The organism is Pseudomonas fluorescens, assembly GCF_001648775.1.
GTDB classification, from domain to species: domain Bacteria; phylum Pseudomonadota; class Gammaproteobacteria; order Pseudomonadales; family Pseudomonadaceae; genus Aquipseudomonas; species Aquipseudomonas fluorescens_M.
Genome location: NZ_LVEJ01000003.1, coordinates 43,250 through 64,357, shown reverse-complemented (window position 1 = coordinate 64,357; position 21,108 = coordinate 43,250). Strand labels below are relative to the sequence as shown.

At 58.5% G+C, this 21,108-nt stretch carries 22 protein-coding genes; 13 read left to right on the top strand and 9 right to left on the bottom strand.

Features of this window, described 5'->3' with window-relative positions; all coding sequences use genetic code 11:
* Positions 1-76: 76 nt before the first annotated feature.
* The 3 genes from fdhD (at position 77) to A8O26_RS04715 (ending at position 4,072) form a co-directional block, all read left to right on the top strand.
* Positions 77-916 (top strand): formate dehydrogenase accessory sulfurtransferase FdhD, encoded by an 840-nt coding sequence (fdhD, locus tag A8O26_RS04725; protein WP_064116993.1) that lies wholly within the window; start codon positions 77-79, stop codon positions 914-916.
* A complete protein-coding gene (locus tag A8O26_RS04720) occupies positions 913-3,261 on the top strand; it encodes an FdhF/YdeP family oxidoreductase (protein ID WP_064116992.1) in 2,349 nt (782 codons plus the stop codon). Before fdhD ends, A8O26_RS04720 begins: the two co-directional genes overlap by 4 nt.
* Positions 3,262-3,589: 328 nt before the next feature.
* A complete protein-coding gene (locus tag A8O26_RS04715) occupies positions 3,590-4,072 on the top strand; it encodes a glycine zipper domain-containing protein (protein ID WP_064116991.1) in 483 nt (160 codons plus the stop codon).
* Positions 4,073-4,125: 53 nt separating this feature from the next.
* On the opposite strand, the gene A8O26_RS04710 is transcribed toward A8O26_RS04715, so the two are convergent.
* The 3 genes from A8O26_RS04710 to A8O26_RS04700 all read right to left on the bottom strand — a co-directional run bounded on the left by A8O26_RS04710 (position 4,126) and on the right by A8O26_RS04700 (position 7,988).
* Positions 4,126-4,557, bottom strand: a complete 432-nt coding sequence (locus A8O26_RS04710) for an acyl-CoA thioesterase (protein WP_064116990.1) — start codon at positions 4,555-4,557, stop codon at positions 4,126-4,128.
* Positions 4,558-4,700: 143 nt separating this feature from the next.
* On the bottom strand, positions 4,701-5,927 hold the full coding sequence (locus tag A8O26_RS04705) for a 3-hydroxyacyl-CoA dehydrogenase (protein WP_064116989.1): 1,227 nt from the start codon (positions 5,925-5,927) through the stop codon (positions 4,701-4,703).
* A 132-nt stretch (positions 5,928-6,059) separates the two neighbouring features.
* Positions 6,060-7,988 carry a RecQ family ATP-dependent DNA helicase gene (locus A8O26_RS04700; RefSeq protein WP_064116988.1) on the bottom strand — a complete coding sequence of 643 codons (1,929 nt, stop codon included), beginning with the start codon at positions 7,986-7,988 and terminating at the stop codon, positions 6,060-6,062.
* A 239-nt stretch (positions 7,989-8,227) separates the two neighbouring features.
* Here A8O26_RS04700 and A8O26_RS30425 point away from each other — a divergent pair, with 239 nt between their 5' ends.
* Positions 8,228-8,359: a hypothetical protein gene (locus A8O26_RS30425; protein WP_301336271.1), complete on the top strand. Its 132-nt coding sequence runs from the start codon at positions 8,228-8,230 to the stop codon at positions 8,357-8,359.
* A 3-nt stretch (positions 8,360-8,362) separates the two neighbouring features.
* Here A8O26_RS30425 and A8O26_RS04695 read toward each other — a convergent pair whose 3' ends face one another.
* Entirely contained in the window at positions 8,363-8,866 is a 504-nt protein-coding gene (locus tag A8O26_RS04695; RefSeq protein WP_064116987.1) for a hypothetical protein, read from the bottom strand.
* A 298-nt stretch (positions 8,867-9,164) separates the two neighbouring features.
* Between A8O26_RS04695 and A8O26_RS04690 the strand changes: the two genes are divergently transcribed.
* The 5 genes from A8O26_RS04690 to nadS all read left to right on the top strand — a co-directional run bounded on the left by A8O26_RS04690 (position 9,165) and on the right by nadS (position 12,020).
* Positions 9,165-9,428, top strand: a complete 264-nt coding sequence (locus A8O26_RS04690; protein WP_064116986.1) for a hypothetical protein — start codon at positions 9,165-9,167, stop codon at positions 9,426-9,428.
* 94 nt (positions 9,429-9,522) lie between these two features.
* On the top strand, positions 9,523-10,665 hold the full coding sequence (locus A8O26_RS04685) for a hypothetical protein (protein WP_064116985.1): 1,143 nt from the start codon (positions 9,523-9,525) through the stop codon (positions 10,663-10,665).
* 340 nt (positions 10,666-11,005) lie between these two features.
* The gene (locus A8O26_RS04680; RefSeq protein ID WP_064116984.1) at positions 11,006-11,305 is read left to right on the top strand and encodes a hypothetical protein; all 300 of its coding nucleotides are present in this window, start codon (positions 11,006-11,008) and stop codon (positions 11,303-11,305) included.
* Between the two features lie 110 nt (positions 11,306-11,415).
* On the top strand, positions 11,416-11,736 hold the full coding sequence (locus A8O26_RS04675) for a type II toxin-antitoxin system RelE/ParE family toxin (RefSeq protein WP_064116983.1): 321 nt from the start codon (positions 11,416-11,418) through the stop codon (positions 11,734-11,736).
* A complete protein-coding gene (gene nadS / locus A8O26_RS04670; protein ID WP_038359833.1) occupies positions 11,733-12,020 on the top strand; it encodes a NadS family protein in 288 nt (95 codons plus the stop codon). The genes A8O26_RS04675 and nadS overlap by 4 nt, the downstream gene beginning before the upstream one ends.
* Positions 12,021-12,125: 105 nt before the next feature.
* On the opposite strand, the gene A8O26_RS04665 is transcribed toward nadS, so the two are convergent.
* Both A8O26_RS04665 and hslO read right to left on the bottom strand, forming a co-directional pair.
* On the bottom strand, positions 12,126-13,667 hold the full coding sequence (locus A8O26_RS04665; protein WP_007917942.1) for a phosphoenolpyruvate carboxykinase: 1,542 nt from the start codon (positions 13,665-13,667) through the stop codon (positions 12,126-12,128).
* Between the two features lie 181 nt (positions 13,668-13,848).
* Positions 13,849-14,751, bottom strand: coding sequence for an Hsp33 family molecular chaperone HslO (hslO, locus tag A8O26_RS04660; protein ID WP_064116982.1), 903 nt, complete (start codon positions 14,749-14,751; stop codon positions 13,849-13,851).
* A 105-nt stretch (positions 14,752-14,856) separates the two neighbouring features.
* Between hslO and A8O26_RS04655 the strand changes: the two genes are divergently transcribed.
* A complete protein-coding gene (locus A8O26_RS04655) occupies positions 14,857-15,657 on the top strand; it encodes a phosphatase PAP2 family protein (RefSeq protein WP_064116981.1) in 801 nt (266 codons plus the stop codon).
* 121 nt (positions 15,658-15,778) lie between these two features.
* Here the strand turns inward: A8O26_RS04655 and A8O26_RS04650 are convergent, their stop codons facing one another.
* Positions 15,779-16,186 (bottom strand): RNA-binding S4 domain-containing protein, encoded by a 408-nt coding sequence (locus A8O26_RS04650; protein ID WP_007917939.1) that lies wholly within the window; start codon positions 16,184-16,186, stop codon positions 15,779-15,781.
* A gap of 116 nt (positions 16,187-16,302) precedes the next feature.
* Here A8O26_RS04650 and A8O26_RS04645 point away from each other — a divergent pair, with 116 nt between their 5' ends.
* Genes A8O26_RS04645 through rimK form a run of 3 tightly spaced genes read left to right on the top strand, consistent with a single transcriptional unit; the run spans position 16,303 to position 18,480 of the window.
* On the top strand, positions 16,303-17,082 hold the full coding sequence (locus A8O26_RS04645; RefSeq protein ID WP_064116980.1) for an EAL domain-containing protein: 780 nt from the start codon (positions 16,303-16,305) through the stop codon (positions 17,080-17,082).
* Between the two features lie 34 nt (positions 17,083-17,116).
* Positions 17,117-17,578 (top strand): ATP-dependent zinc protease family protein, encoded by a 462-nt coding sequence (locus A8O26_RS04640; protein WP_172828123.1) that lies wholly within the window; start codon positions 17,117-17,119, stop codon positions 17,576-17,578.
* Entirely contained in the window at positions 17,575-18,480 is a 906-nt protein-coding gene (gene rimK, locus A8O26_RS04635; protein ID WP_007949201.1) for a 30S ribosomal protein S6--L-glutamate ligase, read from the top strand. The genes A8O26_RS04640 and rimK overlap by 4 nt, the downstream gene beginning before the upstream one ends.
* 201 nt (positions 18,481-18,681) lie before the next feature.
* Here rimK and A8O26_RS04630 read toward each other — a convergent pair whose 3' ends face one another.
* Complete coding sequence (locus A8O26_RS04630; protein ID WP_064116978.1) at positions 18,682-19,995, bottom strand: ATP-binding protein; 1,314 nt, start codon at positions 19,993-19,995, stop codon at positions 18,682-18,684.
* A gap of 114 nt (positions 19,996-20,109) precedes the next feature.
* Entirely contained in the window at positions 20,110-20,850 is a 741-nt protein-coding gene (gene ompR / locus A8O26_RS04625; RefSeq protein WP_008080479.1) for an osmolarity response regulator transcription factor OmpR, read from the bottom strand.
* Between the last annotated feature and the right edge of the window lie 258 nt (positions 20,851-21,108).

The window sequence follows — 21,108 nt, the reverse complement described above, 5'->3', positions numbered from 1 at the left end:
ATAGATCGACAGTAGCGATTAGACGCGACAACTTGCCGCGCCTAGTCTTAACGTTGATCAAACCGTCGGTGATGCCATGAACGCCAAGCGCCCAGCCTGCGCGGCGCCAGCACTCGAAACGCCCGCGCCTGCCGCCAGCCAGACCTACAGTTACAGCGATTTACCCCGCGAAGAATCGGCCAGCACCGCGCTGGCCGAGGAAGTCGCGTTGGCGATCGCCTACAACGGCATCAGTCAGGCGGTGATGCTGGTGACACCCACCGACCTGGAAGACTTCATCGTCGGCTTCAGCCTCGGCAGCGGCATCATCATCGATGCCACCGACATCTATGACCTGCAACTGACCGGCGCCGGCTCGGCGCAATACGCGCAAGTGACCATCGCCAACCGCGCCTTCTGGAACCTCAAGCAACAGCGCCGGCAACTGGCTGGCACCAGCGGTTGCGGACTCTGCGGCGTTGAAGCGGTGGAACAGGCGCTGCCCGATCTTAAGGTCCTGCCCGGCGCGCCGTTGCCACCGATCGAATGGCTGGACGGTTTGCGTCAGCGCATCGGCGCGTTTCAGCCTTTGGGTCAGCATTGCGGCGCGGTGCACGCAGCGGTGTTCATGAACGCCAGCGGTGAATTGCTGCTCGGTCGCGAAGACATCGGCCGGCACAACGCCCTCGACAAACTGATCGGCGGGCTGATCCGGCAAAAGATATCCACAGAAGGCGGCCTGGCGATTGTCACCAGCCGTTGCAGCCTCGAATTGATCCAGAAAGTCTTGCGTGCCGGCATCCAGACCCTGGTCAGCCTGTCCGCGCCCACCGGCCTTGCCGTGCAGTGGGCCCGTCGACACAACCTCAATCTCATCCACCTGCCGCAGAAAAGTGCGCCGCGGGTGTATAGCCCCGCGATGGAGAATCAAGCGTGAGCCAACATCATCAAGCCGACCAGAAACCTGTCCCGCGCTACAAGCCTTACAAAGGTGCCGCCGGCGGCTGGGGTGCCCTGATCAGTGTGGCCCAGGCCTGGTTGACCAGCGACAACGCGCTGAAAAACCTGCGCATGATGCTCAAGACCAACCAGAACGGCGGCTTCGACTGCCCGGGTTGTGCCTGGGGCGACTCGCCGGAAAGCGGCATGGTCAAGTTCTGCGAGAACGGCGCGAAAGCGGTGAACTGGGAAGCGACCAAGCGACGCGTCGATGCCAAGTTCTTCGCCAAACACAGCGTCACTTCGCTGCTGGAACAGAGCGACTACTGGCTCGAATATCAGGGCCGTCTGACCGAGCCGATGGCTTACGACGCCGAAACCGATCGCTACAAGCCGATCAGTTGGGAGGACGCCTACGCCCTGATCGCCAAGCACCTGCAAAGTCTGCCGAGCCCGGATCTGGCCGAGTTCTATACCTCGGGTCGCGCCAGCAACGAAGCGGCTTATTTGTATCAGCTGTTCGTGCGCGCCTACGGCACCAACAACTTCCCTGACTGCTCGAACATGTGCCACGAGGCCAGTGGTGTCGCGTTGGCGCAGAGTGTCGGCGTCGGTAAAGGCACCGTGACTTTCGATGATTTCGAACACGCCGATGCGATTTTCGTCTGGGGCCAGAACCCGGGCACCAACCACCCGCGCATGCTCGAACCGCTGCGTGAAGCGGTGAAACGCGGCGCCCAAGTGGTGTGCGTCAACCCGTTGAAAGAGCGTGGCCTGGAGCGCTTCCAGCACCCGCAACACCCGATCGAAATGCTCACCAACGGCGACAAGCCGACCAACACCGCCTATTTCCGCCCGGCACTCGGTGGCGACATGGCGCTGCTGCGCGGCATGGCCAAGTTCCTCTTGCAGTGGGAGCGTGACGCACAGAAGGCTGGCGCGCCGGCCGTGTTCGACCACGACTTCCTCAATGCCCACAGCACCAATGTTCTGGAATACCTCGGTGTAGTCGATGACACACCGTGGGAGCAGATCGTCGCGCAATCCGGCTTGACCCTCGTCGAGATCGAACAAGCTGCGCGCATGTACGCCAAGGGCAAAAACGTGATCATGTGCTGGGCGATGGGCATCACCCAGCATCGCCATTCGGTGCCAACCATCCAGGAAATCGCCAACCTGATGCTGTTGCGCGGCAACATCGGCAGACCGGGCGCGGGTCTGTGCCCGGTGCGCGGCCACAGTAACGTGCAGGGCGACCGCACGATGGGCATCAACGAGCGCCCGCCAGTAGCCTTCCTTGATTCGCTGGAGCGACGCTTCCAGTTCAAGGTGCCACGCCACAATGGCCACAACGTAGTTGAAGCGATCCATGCGATGGCCGAAGGTCGCGCCAAAGTCTTTATCGGTCTGGGCGGCAACTTCGCTCAGGCAACGCCGGACAGCCCGCGTACGTTCGAAGCGCTGAGCAATTGCGACCTGACCGTGCAGATCAGCACCAAACTCAACCGCAGCCATCTGGCTCACGGTAAAGACGCGCTGATCCTGCCGTGCCTCGGTCGCACCGACATCGACATCCAGACCGAAGGCCCGCAAGCCGTCACTGTGGAAGACTCGTTCAGCATGGTTCACGCCTCCAACGGTCAGTTGCAGCCGCTGTCGAACCAGATGCGCTCGGAGCCGTCGATCATCGCCGGCATCGCTGCCGCCACGCTGGGCAGCAAACCAGTGGACTGGAACTGGCTGGTGGCTGATTACGGGCGCATCCGCGAACTGATCGCTGACACCATTCCCAACTTCAAAGAATTCAACGAAAAAATCAAAAACCCGGGTGGCTTTTATCTCGGCAACAGCGCCGGCGCGCGCAAGTGGAACACGCCGTCGGGCCGGGCCAATTTCCGCGCGAACATGCTGCCCAAGGATCTGGTCCACGAACGTACGCGCGCCACCGGGCAACTGCCGGATCTGATTCTGCAATCGATGCGCTCTCACGATCAGTACAACACGACGATTTATGGCCTCGACGACCGTTATCGCGGGGTCAAAGGCCAGCGTGATGTGTTGTTCGCCAACGAGGCGGACATCATTCGCCTGGGCTTCCGGCCGGGGCAGAAGGCTGACATCGTGTCGCTTTGGGACGATGGTCGTGAACGTCGGGTGAAGGGCTTCACCCTGCTGGCGTTTGATATTCCGGCCGGGCAAGCGGCAGCGTATTACCCGGAAGTAAACCCACTGGTGCCGCTGGAAAGCACTGGGGATGGCAGTCATACGCCGACGTCGAAGTTCATTGCGATTCGGTTGGAGGCGGCGAGTGAAACCGGGTTGATCATGGCCAAATCTGCCTGACGCGGTGTCAGTACCGGCCTATTCGCGAGCAAGCTCGCTCCCACATTGGAATGCATTTCAAATGTGGGAGCGAGCTTGCTCGCGAAGGCGTCGGTTCAAGCAATACTTGTCTGAGCCCAAGCACCTTTCAAACGCCCACAAAAAAGGCCGCTTTTTCACAAAAGCGGCCTGTCCGAAGTAGCTAAAGACCGGCGAAAATCGCTTAAGTTCCGCATACAAAACAGCAACTTGCGAAATTGTATACAAGTCGTGTTATTCGTCGGATTTCGATTGTCACGCTTGTGACACAGCCTCAGGATCGGCGCCGTCATCCCTTTGAGGCTCCTCTATGAAGTTCTCCTCGATTCTCTTGTTGTCCCTTGGCCTGGTCAGTGGTTTGGCGTCTGCAGGCGGCACCACCGAAGCAGGTGTGGGCGGCGCATTGGGCGGGGTTCTTGGCTCGGTCGTCGGTCAGTCTTTAGGCGGCAATACAGGTTCCACCATCGGCGCAGCCCTGGGCGGCGCGGGTGGTAGCGCGGTCGGCGCTGACAAACGCAGCCGTGGCGAAGCCGCCATCGGGGGTGCGTTGGGCGCGGCCGGCGGTAACGTGGTTGGCCGCAGCATGGGCGGCACCACCGGCAGCCTGATCGGCTCCGCAGCAGGTGGCGGCGCCGGTGGCGCGCTGGGCAACTACATGGGCAACAAGAGCGATGACGACGATCGTCATTACGATCGCGGTCGTGATAACCGTCGCTATTACCGCGACGACCACCGTGGTCGCGGTCATGCCTATGGCCATCGCAAGCATCACAAGTACTATCGCCATCGTTAAGGCGAATGCTTGAATAAAAATCGCAGCCCAAGGGCTGCGATTTTTTTTGCCTTTTACAAAACCAGGTATTCCAGTGCCTGCCGCAGTTCGGCGGGAATCGGCACCGGCTGGTTGCTCGAACGGTCCACGAATACATGCACGAAACGCCCGGCCGCACAGGCCTCGCTTTCACCGGCCTTGAACACCGCCAATTCGTATTGCACCGAACTGTTGCCCAACTTGCCGACCCGCAGACCGATCTCGATCAGATCCGGAAACGCGATCGAGGCGAAGTAATCGCACGCCGAACTGACCACAAACCCCACCACCTCGCCGTCATGGATATCCAGGCCGCCGACCTGAATCAGGTAGGTGTTCACTGCCGTGTCGAAGAAGCTGTAATAGGTGACATTGTTGACATGACCGTAGGCGTCGTTGTCGTGCCAGCGCGTGGTGATGGGCTGGAAGTGTGGGTAGTCGGTGCGTTGTGGCATCGGGTTGGACATTGCTCAACAATCCCTGAAGTTAATGGGCGAGTCTAATTCAAAATCGCGCCGCACCCTTCGCGAGCAGGCTCGCTCCCACATTTGAAATGCGCTCTCCTGTGGGAGCGAGCCTGCTCGCGAAGGCGTCTGCACCGCCGCCAGACTTAACGATCTGCAAATCCCTTGCCCTGCGCCGCCAACTCACCAATCAACCGCGCCGGTTTCCACTGATCGCCCTGGCGCGTCTCCAGCGCCAGCAAGCGCTGATGAATATCCGCCAGCCCTTGCTGATCCGCCCAGGCCATCGGCCCACCCTTGTCCGCCGGGAAGCCGTAGCCGTTCAGATACACCAGATCGATGTCATGGGCGGATTCGGCAATGCCTTCCTGGAGAATCTTCGCGCCCTCGTTAACCAGTGCCAGCAGGCAGCGCTCCAGAATCTCCTCGGGGCCGATCTCGCGACGTTGAAAGCCCAGACCTTCACTGACCTGCAACACCAGCGCATCGACCTCAGGATCATGCTCAGCCTGACGACTGCCCGGCTCGTAATGGTAATAACCATTGCCGGACTTCTGCCCGAACCGGCCCAGTTCGCACAAGCGGTTATCCACCTGGACCTCTGGCGCGTCCTGGCCCTTGCCGGCCAATTCGCGAGCGCGCCATTCCAGATCGATGCCGACCACGTCGTACATACGAAACGGTCCCATGGCAAAACCGAAGCCTTGCAGCGCCGCGTCGACCTGCTGTGGATAAGCGCCTTCGAGCAACATCTTGCGTGCCTCCAGCACATACGGATGCAACATGCGGTTGCCGATAAAGCCGTGGCAGTTGCCCGACACCACACTGACCTTGCCCATGCGTTTGCCTAACGCCAGCGCCGCCTCCAGCACGGCCGGCGACGTCTGCGCACCACGAACAATTTCCAGCAGTTTCATGATGTGCGCCGGGCTGAAAAAATGCAGGCCGAGCACCTGATCCGGACGTTTCGTCGCTGCAGCGATCGCATCGATATCCAGCGCCGAAGTATTACTCGCCAGCAGTGCCTCAGGCTTCAGCAGGCCATCCAGTTCACGAAAGATCTTCTGCTTGAGCTCGAGATTTTCGTACACCGCCTCGATCACCAGATCGACATTGCGGATCGCCGCGTAATCCGCCGCAGCACTGACCCGAGCGATACGCGCATCGGCCTCGGCCTGATCAATCCGTCCTTGCCGCACGTTGTGTGCATAAGTGTCAGCCACCGTCGCCAGTGCCTGCTCGAGCATTTGTGGATTGTTATCCACCCATTGCACCGTCACGCCGGCATTGGCCAGGCACATGACAATGCCGCGGCCCATGGTGCCGGCGCCGATCACGGCGGCCTGCTGAATATCGAAGGATGTCTGGCTCATATTGTTCTCTTGTTGGCGATCCAAAGACTGGTCTCACCTTAGTCAGCCATCGACATTTTTTGAAGTTTATTACCGTGATGATCGACATTCAGCGGATGGATACAGCGCGTGGTTCCAAACCAGCAACACGCGTCACAGGTTTTCCTGGGCCCAGTCACGGACGTCAGCGTAGGGGTATTCTTCCAATGCCGCGTACCCGGAAATCTGCCGAGCCTTGAGCTTGGTGAACAACGGCACGCTGATCCCGCACAAAAACCGCGTCAGCCGCTCCGCTGTCGGCACGCTGCCCGTGTGCTGCTCATGCTTGTGGATAAAATCACCGCACAGCGCCGCGAAGTTTTTATCCACAAGCGTCGGCAATGGCGGTGGTGCCGGCAGGTGCGCGATATGTCCGTAGCACACTGAGCAATGGCCGCACGGCTCGGGGGCATTGTGGTCGCCGAAGTACTCGGCCAACCGATAGCCCAGGCAACGCTCGGTCGAGAACAGTTCAAGCATCGCGTGTATCCGCGCCACCTCGGTCTGTTCGTGGCGGGAGAAATAACCGTGCAGCTCCTCGCTCAACACATCGCTGTCAAAGTCGCTGCGCAGCACGCTGTAAACCTCGGTCATCTGCTTGCTCTCAAGCTCGACCCAGCCTTTTTCCTGAAAGTAATCCAGTGCCTTGACCACCCGATTACGCTCGGCTGAATACTGCGTGTACATCGCCTCGAAATTTACCGTCGCCCACGTCCGCGCGCGGGTTGAGGTCTGGATGATCGCCGCCACGAACGCCTTGCGCTCGCCCTCGAAACGTTCAAGCAAAGCTTCGGGTTCCAGCAAATACTTGAAGCGGTATTCGGCGTAGTAGGCATAGCGCGGGGCGATCAACCCACGCAACTCCAATTGCACCAACAAAGTCTTGAGCGGCAGCGCACGGATATTGCTCTGATCCGCCAGCGGCCCCAGCAGAAACTCCCACTGCCCTTCCGGGACCGAAGCCTTTAGCTCGTCAAGCACATGACGGATGCCGTCTCGCTCCGGCGTATCGCCATAAACAAAGTTTTCCAGCACGTTGAGGCTGTCACGATTAGCCAGCACCAGACAGTCCGAAGGCTGTCCGTCACGCCCGGCACGCCCGATTTCCTGACTGTAGTTTTCGATGGATTTGGGCAGGTCGAAATGCACCACATTGCGGATGTCACTCTTGTCGATGCCCATGCCGAACGCGATGGTCGCGACGATGCAATTGGACTGCCCGACCATGAAGCGTTTCTGGATGCCCTCGCGTTGATCGTGCGGTAACCCGGCGTGATACGCCTCGGCCTGAATGCCGTTGCGCCCGAGATGCTCGGCAATATGCTCGGCGGTTTTCTGCAAGGTGACGTAGACGATGCTCGGCTGCCCCGGGCGTTCGCTCATCCATTCCACCAGACGCCGACGCTTGTCCTGGCCGCGTACCGGCTCCACCAGCAGATTGAGATTGGGCCGGTAGAAACCGGTGGTCACCACATCCTCAGCCGCGATAGCGAATTTGGCCTGCATGTCCGCGATGACTTTCGGCGTCGCCGTGGCCGTCAACAGCAGTGTCTGCGGAATATTGAACTGACGTTGGTAGTCCGGCAGCTTGAGGTAGTCGGGGCGGAAATTGTGGCCCCACTCCGAGATGCAATGCGCCTCATCCACCACCAGCAACGAGATGGGCACCTGCTGCAGAAAGTTGCGGAAACGTTCGTTCTTCAGACGCTCCACAGAGACCATCAGAATCTTCAACTCACCTGAGCGAGCGCGGGCCATCACGTCATTGGCATCGTCGCGGCTCTGTGCCGAATCGATGCTGCCGGCGGAAATACCGTGGCGTTGCAGGAACGCCAACTGATCCTGCATCAGTGCCAGCAAGGGTGAGACCACCAGCGTCAGGTTCGGCAGCATCACCGCCGGCAGTTGGTAGCAAAGTGATTTGCCGGAGCCGGTGGGGAAAATGGCCGCGGCCGAGCGCCCGGCCAGCACGGCGCTGATAGCCGCCTCCTGACCGAGTCGAAACTGTGGATAACCAAAAACCTGTTCCAGGGTGTTGTGCATTCGCTGTCACTCCTTTGACCGCTGACATGCCAACAGCCTAGCGGGCGATGGCAGCGAGTCGAGAAAAGGTCGGGGGCAAATCGATACGGGATGATACAGCCCCGAACACGCAGCCACAGACTGAAACAGACGACACGATTTGTTTATCGCGGTGTTTTGCACCATCGCGCTAACGTGCCTGCTCCACCCGCATCACGCCAGGACGGCTGATGCACGCACAACCTCACAAAGGAATGAACATGTCGAACACACTGAAGCTGCCCCTCGCCCTCATCATCGCGAACCTGTTGCTGGGCGGATGCATGCCGCTTCCCGGTGAGATACCGGATCTGGCCAGCTATCTGACGACGGTGCCAGCAGCAGTGGCCTGATCATCAGGGCAGCAACACCGCCACGCGCAACTGCTCATTGAGTATCTGCTCATGCACACTTTGGCTTTTGTTCGCCCAGAGTGCATGGGCAGGACTGATGTCGCCGGTAAACGCTGCCGCCAATTGGCGCAAGTCCGCGACACTGCGTACCCGCGGGCAGAACACCTGCTCGTCGCAGCCCTGGCTGGCATTGCGATAGGTGCTCAACAGTTGGCCCCACAAGCCGTCGCGCACCTGCCTGATCGATTTGAGCTGCACCTGCGGCACGCCCAGCCGTTGCTTGAGCGCGGACTCATCCAGTGCCTCACTGGCGAGCAACGCTTTGCCAAACATCAGCACTTCGGCGCGAGAAGCGGTATCCACGTTTGCCTGACTGCTGAGGGCGTCCGGCCAACCGGTTCGATCCAGTTGATTAAACAACAGCGAATTGCCCAACTCGGCTGCCATTGCCAAACGGCAACCACTGGCCCACAGCAATACAATCGAGGCCATTCGTAGCCACTGCATACCTAATTCCCTTTAAGTGCGTATCAGACATTTGGAAACGTCCGACAAATTCTGGCGCGCACCTTACAGCGGTTTCTAACGAAGCGCCTGAGAAACCCGTAGGAAATTTCTGGTCTAAGGGTTTCACCTTGAAAAACCCATGAAAACGCGTAGGGCAAATGCCCGAGGCCCGGAAAAACCCCTACAAAACCCGTCCATTTTTCCTGTCTTGTTCCGCTGCTCGGCGCGCTTCTATAGTGATTGGCGCGGTGGACAAATCGTATTCGCCGCCGAGCGCCTTCGAAGGACACGCCTCACCATGATCACCCGCTATCGCCCACTCAAAACTTGCTACAGCGAAAACTCTGTTCTGCTCATCGACACCCACTCCAGTCATGACGAACTGCTCAATGCTGCCGACCAGCGATTGCGCGCCGCCAGCGACCTGTTGGAAACACTTTACTGTTTGTGTTTCAAACAATCCGACGTGAAAGATATCCCCAACATCGTCAATGCTCTTTATTTGCTTGTTCAAGATGGCTGCGACCTGCTCGAAGTTGCAAAACAGAAACCCCAACAATAACAAACAGCACAAACCCGGAAACAACAGAACGCTTTATTTATATTCAACTTCAACCTTAACGTGTTTGCTCTTACATTTAGCCAAGGGCAACACCATGACAGTTCTAACTATCTTTTTTTGCGGCACCGGCTCTAACAAATTCGATGTTACCCATGAAAACTTCTGGAACGGCGAATTGATTTCCACGTTGGCAGCAAACCACTCCGGTCGCGAATTTGCCGAGTGGATCGTGGTCGACGGCCCAGGCTCCGGTAACCTGCAGGCCGACGACCTGTTCACCAAGACCAAAGAATACGGCCTTACTGGTACGTTGTTCGGCAAGGGTTGGGAAGAAAACGTGCAGCACGCGGTCAATGTCATCAAGGGCAAATGCGACTGGCAGCGCGAGCAACTCACCGAAGCCGAATACAACCGCCTCAAAGCCGCCGGCATTCCCATTGAAGATGTAAAAGCAGAAGGTTCGTGGTTCTGGCGCAAATATAACTACGGTGATCGCAGTGTGACTCAGCAGAAGTTGCAAGAGCAGATTATCAAGACCTTCCGCAAGGACGGTGTTATTCCAACACACGTCAACCTGGTGGGCTGGAGCCGGGGCGGTATAAGTTGCCATATGCTGGCTAACGCAATGTTAGAAGTTCCAGAACTAAAAAACATCCCGGTAAATATATTCGCACTTGATCCTGTTCCAGGCATTGGTAACTTCCAGGACGAACGGGTCAAAGTCGGCGCCAATGTCAAAGAGTACGTCGCTTTCTACGCCCGCGACGAACGCTCCAAAGGCTTCAGCTGCGTGATCCCGCAAACCGCCCCCGGCACCAAAACCTGCGTCTATCCCATGGCCGGCCGCCACGCGACCATGGCGGGCAACGCCACGTCCAGCGGCGGCGTACCCAATAACAGCAACGATCTGAAAGTACTGGTCGAACCTGGGCGCATCGTCCGCCATCTGGCCGAAACCTGCCTCAAGCGCTGGGGCGTGCGCCTGAACAAAACCCTCAACCTGAGCGAGGCAGATCTCCTGCGCCTGACCGGTGCCATCGTCAGCGATGAAGCGCAGTACCAACTGATGCACAAGATGTCCTACACCTACTTCAGCGAAATGGACAAAGGCGAACGCTATGTTTCGCTGGGCAGCAAGGGGGTGCCGTTTTCGACTGTGACGGGGACGATCTATCAGCCGGCGACGGGGCTGACGACGAGTCTTCTGGATATTTCGGCGTATAAAAATCTACGTTGAAAAACGTTGAAAATTGCGAGGGAACGTCTGATGAAATCTTCGTCCCGTTCCTACGCACTCAGACTCTTTGTCGCCTATCACGACTTGAGGGCGCACACCTATAGTCGTGGCTGTCGCTAAGCAATCAGCGGCTCAGGTTTGGTCACCTGAAAACAGAGATAACTGATGCATGCCCTTGTATGCTGCCAGCACATTCTGTCGGCACGCTTTATGGCGGCTGTGTTTGGGACGCTTCGGCGTACCGGGTTATCTCTGCCGGTTTGACCAACTTGAACACAGCCCGCCTCCACCGCTTGGTCACGGTAGCAGCGGTTTTTCGATACCTTCAGAGATATCTAAAATGAAAACATGGAATCAGTTTCTTACCGAACGCTACCGCCCACTCGAATCCAATCTCACAGACACCAAGCCTCTGCTCATCGACACCGAGGCCAACCCGCAAGACATCCTCGAATGCGCCGTCCAGCGCCTGCGCGCTTCAAGCGACCTGCTACGCACCCTCTACTGCCTCAACTTCAAACAAGCCGACGTCGAAGACATCCCCCACATCACCCACGCCCTCTATCTGCTGACGCAAGATGGCTGCGACCTGCTGCAGATTGCGCAGCAGCGAATGCTCAATTGGAAGGCGCCGGCCTAAGGCTGCGTGGACAGATCGCTCTCATTCTTAAGTGAGAGCGATCAGAAACCAGTCATCCTTTTCAAACACTTCAGCATTGCCTCGAAGTAAGTCACTGGCGTACATTGACGATGATTTTTATTGAGACTTCAGTCTTCACCCGCCGAGTAATCGAGCTTCTGGACGACGACACCTATGCCGCCTTCCAAAAACAGCTAGTTGTGAACCCGTCTATCGGCGATGTAATCGAAGGGGCAGGAGGGGTTCGTAAAGCTCGAGTCGCCTCCAAGGGTCACGGCAAACGCGGCGGCGCCCGGGTGATCTACTACCACTTCGTCTCGGCGTCACAGATCGCTTTGTTGATGATTTACCCAAAAAATGAACAACACGATCTGACCCATGATGAACGGAAAGCTATGAAAGCCATGATCGGAAACTGGAGACAACCATGAGCAAGTTTTTTGATGAGCTGATGGAAAGCGTGCAGGAGATGGATGAAATTCTGCGGGGTGAACGAAAACCCTCCCGCGAATTTTATGTTGATGCATTACAGGTCAAAGAAATTCGTAAAGCCACCGGCATGACACAAGCAAAGTTCGCGGCGTTGATCGATGTCCAACTCGGAACTTTGCGTAATTGGGAGCAAGGTCGTCGGGTACCAACCGGGCCAGCTAAAGCACTACTCAAGGCCATCCATAATGATCCAGTTCATGTACTGAATGCGTTGGCTGATTGAGCAGCATTCTGCGGGAATAATGGCAGTCAAGCCTTTGCCTTAGGATCGGTTACCCACAAAAAAGCCGCCCCAAAGGGCGGCTTTTTCATTCACAACAAACCAGTCTTACAACTTCGGCCCTGCAGCCTTGATCGCGTCGCTCACTTCGAACTTCTTGAAGTTCTCGATGAACAGACCGGCCAGCGCCTTGGCAGCCTCGTCGTACGCAGCCTTGTCAGCCCAGGTGTTGCGTGGGTTGAGCAGGTTGGTTTCAACGCCCGGTACGGCCAGTGGCACGTCGAGGTTGATGGTGTCGAGGTGTTCGGTGGCTGCACCGATCAGCGCGCCGCTCTGGATCGCTGCGATCACTGCGCGGGTGGTCGGGATGTTGAAGCGTTTGCCGACGCCGTAGCCGCCGCCGGTCCAGCCGGTGTTGACCAGGTAAACCTTGGAGCCGAAGCCGCGGATGCGCTTGATCAGCAGCTCAGCGTATTCGCCAGCCGGACGCGGGAAGAACGGCGCGCCGAAGCAGGTGGAAAAGGTCGACTTGATGCCGCTGCCCGAACCCATTTCAGTCGAGCCCACCAGCGCGGTGTAGCCGGACAGGAAGTGATAGGCCGCTTGTTCTTCGTTGAGGATCGACACTGGCGGCAGTACGCCGGTCAGGTCGCAAGTCAGGAAGATCACTGCATTTGGCTCGCCGCCGAGGTTGTGCTCGGAACGCTTGGCAACGTGCTCCAGCGGGTACGCAGCGCGGCTGTTCTGGGTCAGGCTGACATCGGCGTAGTCGGCGTGCTTGGCGTCGTCGATGACAACGTTTTCCAGCACAGCGCCGTGCTTGATGGCTTTCCAGATAACCGGCTCGTTCTTCTCGGAGAGGTCGATGCACTTGGCATAGCAACCGCCTTCGATGTTGAACACCACGCCTTCGCCCCAGCCGTGTTCGTCGTCACCGATCAGGTAACGGCTTTCGTCGGCCGACAGAGTGGTTTTACCGGTGCCCGACAGACCGAAGAACAGGGTCACGTCGCCTTCTTCACCGATGTTGGCAGCGCAGTGCATTGGCAGCACGTCAGCGGCCGGCAGCAGGAAGTTCTGCACGGAGAACATGGCTTTCTTCATCTCACCGGCGTAACGCATGCCAGCGATCAGGACTTTCTTCTGTGCGAAGTTGAGGATCACGCAACCGTCGGAGTTGGTGCCGTCACGCTCAGGCACGCACTCGAAGTTGGCGACGTTGAGCACTTGCCATTCTTCACGACCGGCCGGGTTGTACTGGGCCGGGTTGATGAACAGGCAACGACCGAACAGGTTCTGCCAGGCAGTCTGAGTGGTCATTTTCACGGCCAGGTAGTGATCTTCGGCCGCGCCTACATGTACGTGGGAAACGAAGTGCTCTTGCGCGTTGTTGAACGCCTCGACGCGAGCCCACAGGGCATCGAACTTGTCGGCCGGGAACTTGCGGTTGATCGGGCCCCAGGCGATAGCGGCCTGAGTGGAAGGCTCTTCAACGATGAAACGGTCAACAGGCGAACGACCGGTGCGGTGACCAGTGCGAACAACCAGAGCGCCGGTATCGGCAAGCTCGCCCTCACCGCGGTTCAGGGCTTCTTTTACCAGATCATCAACACTCAGATCGGTGTACACGGCGTTATTGGCTTGCGTCATGAGGTTCCCCGTCGGCCAGTGGCCGAGTGTGCTCCAAACGTTTTGTAGTAGAAAGTCGTGCACTACTACCGCGAAAAAAGTGGGCCGGATTATGCCAGAAAAGCCCAAAAAGAGTAGGGCCCTCCCGTCGTAACGGCGTAATTCCGTCGTTGAGCAGTGAATTTACCTGCGCTGAACCGTTTTAGTGCCGGGTATCTGACGGCGTGTCGACGCCCGCGCCAGCGAACAATTGAGCGATATCGGCCGCATCGAACAGGTAACGCTGGTTGCAGAACTGGCAATCGATCTCGACCTGGCCACCTTGTTCGGCCACCAACGCCTGAGCATCTTCCAGACCCAGACTCACCAGCGCATTGCCCGAGCGTTCCCGCGAGCAACTGCAACGGAAGCGCAGGTTCTGCACATCGAACAAACGCACTTGCTCTTCATGGTAGAGGCGATGCAGCACGGTTTCGTTGTCCAGGCTCAATAACTCATCAGCGGTCAGGGTGCTCGCCAATGCGGTGATGTGCTGCCAACTGGCGGCGCGTTCTTCTTCGTCTTTCAGGCGATCGGCCGGCAGTTGTTGCAACAACAGACCACGAGCGCGACGGCCATCGGCGAAGAGCTTGAAGCGCGTGCCGACCTGTTGCGACATGACGAAATAGTTGGTGAAGCAATCAGACAGGGTTTCGCCGTCGAGATCGACGATGCCCTGATAACGCTGGCCCACAGTCGGGTCTACGGTCAGCGCCAGAACGCCGTTCGGCATCAGGTCGGCCAGGGTCGCGTCCGCCGCGATCTGCTCGGCGTGGTAACGCGCCAGACCACGGATGTCGCGCTCGCTGGAGCATTCGATCATCAGCAGCGGGATCGGCCCTTCGGAACGTGCCTGCAAAATCAACAAGCCGTCGAACTTCAACGTGCCGACCAGCAGCGAGGCGGCCGCCATCAGTTCGCCTAGCAATTGCGCCACGGGTTCCGGGTACGGGTGCTTGGCGAGAACCTCGGCGTAGCTGCGTTCAAGCGCAACCAGCTCGCCGCGCGTATCGCTGTCATCGAAGATGAAACGTTGGGTGAAATCGGTATCCGCTAGGTCGGTCATAATTTTGGGTATCTGAATGTGGTGACAAAATGGTTACAAGGCGTGAAAATTTACGCTTCTTGGCACTCTTTTTGGTGCCGACTGCTCTGCCATGGGAGGCATTTTATGAACAATCCGGGTTTGTTCCAATCAAGGTGGAACCTCGGCCGGCTGGTTCTGTGCAACGTAGTGCCGTTGGCGCTACTGGCTTTCTGGTTATGGCCTACGGGCAACGCGCTGTGTGTGATTTTCGACGAGTGGCTGTTCCGCTCGCTGAATGCACCGCTGGCCAGCAACCCGATATGGCTCCACACCTGGGCAATTGCAAGTCTGCGCCCGTTCGACATCGTTGTCGGGCTGATTCTGCTGGCATTGCTGATCAAGGGCGACTGGGTGTTCAAGGCGATTGATGTACGTCGCGCATTCTTCGGCTTTTTCTCGATACTGCTATTGATGGTGGTGATTCGCGCGCTGTTTTCCAAGTTCGCCGACCACATGGACTGGCAGCACAGCAGCCCGTCGATGGTGCTGGAAGGTGCAGTGCACATCAGCGATTACTTCCCGCACCTGGAAAAAACCTGGGAGCTGAAAGACCGCTCGAGCCAGAGCTTCCCGGGCGACCATGCCTCGGTGCTGCTGATCTGGGCGCTGTTCATGGGCGTGTTCAGCCGCACGGTTGGGCAGTTCGTGATCATCTGGGGGCTGGCATTGCTGTTCATGCTGCCGCGCCTGGTGGCCGGCGCGCATTGGGGTCAGGACGATTACATCGGTGGTGTATTGCTGGCGGTGTGGGCGTTGGGTTGGGGTTACTACACACCGTTTGCCTACCATGCGGCGAACTTCTGGCTGAAGGTGACGGCGCCGATCTTTGCGTTGCTGGGCAAGTTGCCGCTGGTTTCGCGGATGAGTGTGGTGCGTAGCGCCTGAAACCGAGCTGTCTTCGGCGAGGGCTGCGCCCTCGAATCGCTAGCAGGCTAGCTCCCACATTGAAATGCAATCTCCTGTGGGAGCGAGCCTGCTCGCGAAGAGGCCAGCACCAACAACGCAATTATTCGTCGTTACTGCTACCGCGAAACTTGAACAAATCCCGCCGCTGCTTCTTGCTCGGTTTGCCGTCGGTGCTCACGCCTAACGCACCCGCCTTGCGCATCGCCGCTGCGGCTTCACGCTTGGCGATACTCGCCTCGGTCTCTGCATACAACGTCTGCGCTTCGGGCGCCCCGCGTCGCACAATCGACAACGCCTCGACCTTCACCGTCCGCACTTCAAACCCGGTACGGATCTCGAACTCATCGCCAATGCGTGGCTCTTTGCCAGGCTTGCAGCGTTCGCCGCGACAATGCACCTTGCCGCTCTCGATCGCCGCTTTGGCCAAGGCGCGGGTCTTATAAAAACGCGCAGCCCACAGCCACTTGTCGAGACGGACCTTGTCGTCCTCTTCGCTTTTTTGTGCCATTTGAATTCCTCGTTCGGCCAGTAGTCGGAACTGTACTACCGTTTCTGTCGGGCGCAAGAACTCGGCCCTCCAGATAGACTGTGATCTTGGCCGGTTCATCGGCATGGAGTGATCGAGTGACTAAATTTCCGTCTTCATTAACTTCACCCAAGGCCGGTTGCCAAGGGTGTCAGCAGAGCGAATCACTGGGCTTCGATTTTTCCTTCGCCTATCAACCCATCGTCGATCTGCGCGACCAGTCGGTTTTCGCCCACGAAGCGCTGGTTCGTGGGGTGGCTGGTGAAGGCGCACTCACCGTGTTGAATCAGGTTACAGAAGATAACCGCTACCGCTTCGACCAACTCTGCCGGACCCGCGCCATCGAAGGCGCGGCCGATCTTAATATGCAGACACACTTGTCGATCAACTTCATGCCCAACGCCGTCTATCGTCCAGAGCTATGCATTCGCAGCACTCTGGAGGCGGCAAAAAAACACCGTTTCCCTCTCGACCGACTGATTTTCGAAACACTGGAAAGCGAGCATGTAGATAACTATCGCCATTTGACCAATATTCTGCGTGAATACCGCGAATTCGGCTTCAAGACCGCCATTGATGATTTCGGTGCCGGTTATTCGGGGCTCAATCTGCTGGCTGATTTCCAACCGGACCTGATCAAACTCGACATGGCGCTGATCCGCGATGTCGATCAAGACCGTGTTCGTCAGGCGATCGTCCGGGGGATTGTCACAATCTGTGCGGAGTTGGACGTTACAGTCATTGCCGAAGGCATTGAGAGCGCCGGTGAACGGGATTTCCTGGCGGACTGTGGAATATTTCTGATGCAGGGCTACTGGTTCGCCAAACCTGCATTCAAAGCGCTCGCCCGGGTTTCGCCTGAGGCATGGGCGCGTTAATCGTTGGTTTTTTCTATTGAAGACATTTGACCATTTGACCGTTGTCGGTCTGCGCGAGTGGGTGGCGCTCCCGGATTTGGGAGTCGCGGGCCTGCGGGCGAAGATCGACACCGGTGCCAGTACCTCCAGCCTGCATGCCACCGACATCGAACCGTTTGAACGCGACGGCGAGAAGTGGGTGCGCTTCACCGCGCACCTGGGCACGGTGGTGCAGCTGCGTCACCGCCGCTGCGAAGCGCCGCTGGTGACGCGCAAAACCATTAAAAGCTCCAACGGCCATGCACAGGTGCGCTACGTGATCAGCACCACCCTGGCCCTGGGTGATCGGGTCTGGTCAGTCGAGTTCACCCTCGCCTGCCGCAAGTCCATGCGTTATCGCCTGTTGCTCGGTTCCAAAGCCCTGATCGATGGCCAGTTGGTGGTCAATCCGGGCATCAAATATGTACAAGACAAGCCGGTGTTCCCGGTATCTACCTCCTCCACAGGTGTTGCATGAAGATCGCTGTGCTGTCGCGGAATCCGCGTCTGTATTCCACCCGCCGTCTGGTCGAAGCCGGAACCGAGCGCGGGCATGAAATGGTAGTGATCGACACCCTGCGCGCCTACATGAACATCGCCAGCCACAAGCCGCAGATCCACTATCGCGGCAAACCGCTGGAAGGTTTCGACGCGGTGATTCCGCGGATCGGTGCGTCGGTGACGTTTTATGGCTGCGCGGTGTTGCGCCAGTTCGAAATGATGGGGGTGTTCCCGCTCAACGAATCGGTGGCGATTGCTCGCTCGCGGGACAAGTTGCGCTCGCTGCAGTTGCTGTCGCGGCGCGGCATCGGTTTGCCGGTGACTGGTTTTGCTCACTCGCCGGATGACATTCCCGACCTGATCGACATGGTCAACGGTGCGCCATTGGTGATCAAAGTGCTGGAAGGCACCCAAGGCATCGGCGTGGTGCTGTGCGAAACCGCCACGGCGGCAGAGTCGGTGATCGAGGCGTTCATGGGCCTGAAACAGAACATCATGGTTCAGGAGTACATCAAGGAAGCCGGCGGTGCCGACATTCGTTGCTTCGTGGTCGGCGACAAGGTGATCGCGGCGATGAAGCGGCAGGCCAAGCCGGGTGAATTCCGCTCCAACCTGCATCGCGGCGGCAGCGCCAGCCTGATCAAGATCACCCCGGAAGAACGCATGACGGCGTTGCGCGCGGCGAAGGTGATGGGACTGGCGGTGGCGGGTGTGGACATCCTGCGCTCCAATCACGGGCCGCTGGTGATGGAAGTGAACTCGTCGCCGGGGCTGGAAGGGATCGAGACCACCACCGGCAAGAACGTGGCGGGAATCATCATTGAGCACCTTGAGAAGAATGGTGGGCCGAATATGACGCGCACCAAAGGCAAGGGCTAGAGCAAAGAGCAAGAGCCCCTCACCCTAACCCTCTCCCGAAGGGAGAGGGGACTGATTGGGGGATATTGAAGAAGTACACCGACGTGAACGAGTACCGCTGAATCCATAATCGACCTGATTTTGCAGGTCGATGTATGACGCCAGACACCTCGGTCAGCTCCCTCTCCCTCCGGGAGAGGGCTGGGGTGAGGGGGCTCTGATTCAGACCGCATCCCGCGGCAACATCAACCCCAACGGCAACCTGACTCGCGCTTCCAATCCCCCCCCGGACCGATTGCGCAGTTCAACATTGCCGCCGTGCATCGAAGCAATCCGCTTCACGATCGCCAGACCCAACCCCGTACCCTTCCCGCCCCGCGCACGATCGCCTCGGGTGAACGGGTTGAAAATCGCCTCCAGCTCCGAAGGATCAATCCCCGCGCCACGGTCCATCACGCTCAACACCACATACGGCGCACTGACGTCACCGGACACATACGCCGCGACTTCAACGCTACCGCCCGCATGGTTCAAAGCGTTGCCGATCAGGTTGTTCAGCAAGCGCTTCATCGACACCCGACGCAGCGGAAACGGCTGGATCGGCTCCAGACGCAAACGCACTTTCTCTTCGTTCTGGTTGTACGGCGCCGCGACTTCTCGCACCAGATCGCTGAGGTCGACCTCTTCTACCGACTCGTCACGACCGTCGCGGATAAACGCGAGGAACTGGTCGAGAATCGCGTCCATGTCTTCGATGTCGCGGACCATGTCGTCAGTCAGGTCGTTACGGTCACCCATCAATTCCAGCGACAGACGCAAACGCGTCAACGGTGTGCGCAAGTCATGGGAGACGCCGGCCAGCATCAGTTCGCGTTCACGCCCGGCCTGCTCGACATCTTCGGCCATCTGGTTGAAGGCGCGATAGACCTCGGTCATTTCGCTCGGCGTGTCGCTGATCGGCAACCGCACGCTGCGGCCCTGACCAAGCTGCCGGGCGGCATAGACCAAGCGTTTCAACGGTTGATTGAGCTGACTGACGAAAATCCACGCCGACGCCGTCGACAGCAAGCCAATGGCGAGGAACCAGCCGAGCACGTTCCAGATTTTCTGGCCGCGCAACGGGTGCGGATACAACGGTACTTTCAGCCAACCATCACCGAGGCTCGGCGCGCGCACCCACAGCGCTGGCGGCGAATGCATGCGCAAGCGCACCTCGGTGTCGGCACCCAGTTCGGCCTGCATTTGTCGCTGGTAGATTTCGCTGTACGGCCAGTGCTGTTCGCCTTCCGGCACACCGGCGCCCACCACCCGGATCAGGGTTGCGGCGTCAGCGATCTTCGCGCGGTTTTCTTCATCGGCAGCCCAGTAGGCGCGCAGCGTCAGGGCGACGCCGTGGCTGTATTGGCGATCCACCAGCACGTCCTCGTTCATCAACAGATAAACCAGGGTCAGCGCCTTGGAAAACAGCACGACGATGAGCACCAGCCAAAGGGTGCGGGAGAAAAAACTTTGGGGGAACCAGACAGGGGTCTTCATCAATAACCGCTACACACTTGCAGGAGCGAGCAATGCTCGCATATTGCGGATTGCGAGTCTGCGGGCCGGGTCATTCAACCCGGGCCCGACAGACCCGCTCCTACAAATCGCCGATCACTTGGTGGCGGCGCCATCCGGTACGAACACGTAGCCCACGCCCCAGACAGTCTGGATGTAGCGCGGCTTGGATGGATCGGGTTCGATCATCCGGCGCAGACGGGAAATCTGCACGTCGATGGAACGCTCGAGGGCATCCCACTCGCGGCCACGGGCCAGGTTCATCAGCTTGTCGCGGGTCAGTGGCTGACGCGCGTTCATCACCAATGCCTTGAGTACCGCAAACTCACCGGTGGTGAGCATGTGCACTTCGTCACCGCGCTTCAATTCGCGGGTGGCCAGCGACAGGACGTAATCACCAAAAGTGACATTTTCGTCTTCACTGCCCGGTGCGCCCGGCACCGGTGCGGCCTGGCGGCGCAGGACCGCTTTGACACGCGCCATCAGCTCGTCCGGGTTGAACGGCTTGGCCAGGTAATCGTCGGCGCCCAGTTCCAGACCCTTGATGCGGCTGATCTCATCGCCCTTGGCGGTGAGCATGATGATCGGGATCTGGTTGTTCGCGGCCCGCAGACGGCGGCACGCGGTCAGACCGTCTTCGCCAGGCAACATCAGGTCGAGGACGACCAGATTGAAGACTTCACGCGACAGCAGACGATCCATCTGCTCGGTATTCGGTACGGTACGGGCGCGATAGCCCTTGCTGACGAAAAAACGTTCCAGCAGGCTGCTTAGGCCCGGATCGTCGTCAACGATGAGAATTTTTTCGCCTTCAGCAGTTTGTGCAGTGCTGCTCATTGGATGCTCCTTTTAGCTCGGCGCGCATTATGGCGTAGCTGCCGTTATACGCACCGTGTGCATTGTTAGCAGATTTTTCCTTCACTGCCAGAAAACCGGGGTTTATGCCTACAGACTGCGACGCCCCCGAATGACAGAACGCTGGTTATAATGCGCGGCGTTTTGTGCCAGGCAACGTCTGAATCGTTACCGCAGGTGGCAGGCTTTTTTTCCTGCCGAGCGCAGTAATTGTTCGATTTCACGGGTCAATGGGCTGCC